General features: G+C 39.7%; 2 protein-coding genes. One reads left to right on the top strand and one right to left on the bottom strand.

The genetic code is table 11. The features are described from left to right. Nucleotides 1–242: 242 nt before the first annotated feature. Entirely contained in the window at nt 243–1,409 is a 1,167-nt protein-coding gene (locus tag ACUVXA_RS19130; protein ID WP_445872888.1) for an ABC transporter substrate-binding protein, read from the top strand. A gap of 45 nt (nt 1,410–1,454) precedes the next feature. On the opposite strand, the gene ACUVXA_RS19125 is transcribed toward ACUVXA_RS19130, so the two are convergent. Next, the gene (locus ACUVXA_RS19125; RefSeq protein ID WP_445872887.1) at nt 1,455–2,756 is read right to left on the bottom strand and encodes an IS1380 family transposase; all 1,302 of its coding nucleotides are present in this window, start codon (nt 2,754–2,756) and stop codon (nt 1,455–1,457) included. Nucleotides 2,757–2,895 lie beyond the last annotated feature (139 nt).

Here is a 2,895-nt window from a genome sequence, read left to right as displayed (position 1 = left end):
TTTTCAAGGTTTCCTAATGAAAAAATTACATTTTCACGCATTTTTGAGGATAATAGGGTTTCATTTAAATGATTAGAGAAAATTTCTATAATTTCATTGAGGTAAAGAAAGAAGGTGGTACCCATGAGCAGTGATGCAGATACTCATGTTGTACAGAAAGATTAAAATTTAGAACTGGATTGAATGTTTTGATTGAAAATTACGAAAACCAAAATAAATATTTCAATCAAAGGAGGTTTATTATGAAAACAAGAGGGATTTTATTATTTTTGGTTATTTCATTTGTTATTTTTCCATTTAGAACTTTTGCCGAGGACGGTGTTACGGATTCAACTGTATTGGTAGGTTGTTCAAATAGTCTCTCAGGACCGTTGGCATTCGTTGGAACGGAGGTAACACAATTCGGTCTTGACACTTATTTCAAATATATTAACGAGAAAGGTGGAATACATGGAAGGAAAATCCTAAGTAAATATTACGACGATGGGTATCGGCCACAAGATGCCTTGGCGAATACCAAGAAACTAGTCGAACAAGATAAGGTTTTTTTAATTATTTGCCCGGAAGGAACTGCGCCGACCATGGCTATTGTCCCTTATTGTGAAGAAAATAAAATACCACTTCTATTCCCATATGCAGGAGCACCAGAGTTGGCCGGAAGAAAATATGTATTTACTGCAAATACCCTTTACAACATTGAAGCAACTATACTAATAAAATATTTTGTAAAGGAGAAAAAGTTTAGAAAAATAGCTATTCTTTATCAGGACGACGAGTATGGAAAAGCATATTTGCGACAATTTGAGGTTGACTTAGAAAAGATGAATTTGAAATTAACCGCTGCTGAACCGGTAAAAAGGACAGCAATTGACTTAAGCGCACAAGTTGTTAAGTTACGGCAAGCTAATCCTGAAATAGTCTTCCTACCATTAGGTCCCGGATTGGCTGCTCAGGCTCTAAAAGAGGTTAATAAGATGGGCTGGAAAGAAGTGAAATTGGTTTCCGTTGGCCCTGTAACTGATGAAAAATTCTTACTCTTATCTGGCGGTGTTGGGGAAGGAGTAATGGGCTTGTCTTTATGGCCAGATCCAGTAAGATCTACTAAACCCGCTATGGTTGAATATAGAAAGATTTTAGATAAATATAATCCTAGCCATCAACCCAATCGTTACAATCTATACGGATATTTCTATGCAATGGTATTTAGTGAAGGACTAAAAAGAGCTGGGCGGAATCTGACGAGGGAAAGTCTGATAAAGGCTCTAGAAACGATTAAGAATTGGGAAACTGGAATACTATCTCCAATCACTTATTCAGAAAAAGACCATGCAACACAAAACGATGGATTTATCGTAGAAGTCAAAGATAACGTTTTTCATCCCGTGACAGACTGGATTAAGCCAGATTAGGCAAAAAATATATTTTAATCCTGAATCCTGCGTGAAAACTATATTTTAGATTCTTAAATTCTCAATTTTCTTTATGGCATATTCAAATGCATCTTTATACAAAAAATTGGCCGGTAGTTTTAAAGTCGGTCTATTCTTAGCCCTGACAAGTTCACCGGGAATTAAGAGGAGGCGTGATCTTAAGGTCTTAAGCGTCATATTGTGAAACTCCTTTGGTAAACACAGCCTTTTGAACCAATTGATGAGATTGTAAGAGAATAACAGGGTATGGAAATAAGCTTCGTTTGCTGCGAAATGTTTGGTTGGAATCTTTGCCAAGGGATAATCCCCTTTGAGTTCTTTGATAATGAGTTCTACGGCGGCTCGGCCATTGTAAAACCTCCAGGTATTGAGAGGGGTCAGTTTCATATTTGTTACAATAACCTGATAGCTGTACTTGCCCATTGAAAAGAGGGTGAGTTGTTCCGAAGAATCTTCTGGGATGAGACGCCTTACCACCACAAAACGATATTCCTTTTTCCACTTTGTGGGTTGATACATGAACTCTGCGGTTTCTAAGCCAGAAGAATGGACCTGATAAGATAAGGTTGAGATTTTTCTCTTGACCGGGCCGGTAAGCTTGGCCACAATGACAAAAAGGGCTTTCCGAGACTCCAGATATTCGATAGTTTCGTGATCGTAAAAACCCTTGTCGGCTCGTATAATTACGAGCTTTACAGAGGGAGGCAATTTGGCAAAGACTGTCTTCAGTAATTCCACGGTCCCGGTAGCCGTATGGGCATCGCCAGGGCGAAGTTCTCCCTGCCAGAAATCCTTGGTGATCCCATTGAAACAGAGAAGGGGGTGATAAGAAGGACGGCCCCACTTTTTTGGATTGTAGCCAATCCGGGCCATCTCCTGTTTGCCATAAAGGATGAGGACCGTGGAATCCAGATCGAAGATCACCTTGGTAGGAGGGTTGGGTTTTAAGATCATGGCTAAGAGCAACCGGTCGTGAAGTTTCCTCAATTTTGGAAGGGCCAAGGGGGCCATGCGAAGAAGGAAACGCCTTAAGGTCGTCGGATTGGGATACGTTGATAATCCCGTGAGATATTGGAAGACTCCATTGTGTTTTAAGAGATGGGTTGTTTCTATTCGTCCCAGACCTAGAGAGATTGGATAGATCAGAGCCATCATTTCTTCGCCGGTCGTGTACCGATTGTTGCGTTGAAAGAAATGCATGTACTGAGATAAAAGTGAACGAAGATTGACCTTCTGCAAAAACTTTTGCAGTAGATACAATCCGCCAAAATGAGTTAAGTGTTCGCCAGAAAAGGTAACTTTTAAGTTTTTTGGACTGCGTTTCATGGCATAATTTTAACCTAACCAAAGGGTATGTTAAGATTATGACCCTAAGGGATAGCCCATTATACCAGGAAACCGCATATTTTCTAATGCCTTTTAGGGTGCGTGATTTCATATTCTAACAAATGACGCAGGTTTCAGG

The sequence above is a fragment of the Candidatus Jordarchaeum sp. genome (assembly GCF_052745115.1).
The sequence above is the reverse complement of the archived record's forward strand: the minus strand, read 5'-3'. Positions and strand labels throughout refer to the sequence as shown.

Coding starts and splice junctions, on each gene's coding strand:
- ACUVXA_RS19130 (WP_445872888.1), top strand. CDS start 243: ATGAAAACAAGAGGGATTTTATTATTTTTGGTTATTTCATTTGTTATT.
- ACUVXA_RS19125 (WP_445872887.1), bottom strand. CDS start 2,756: ATGAAACGCAGTCCAAAAAACTTAAAAGTTACCTTTTCTGGCGAACAC.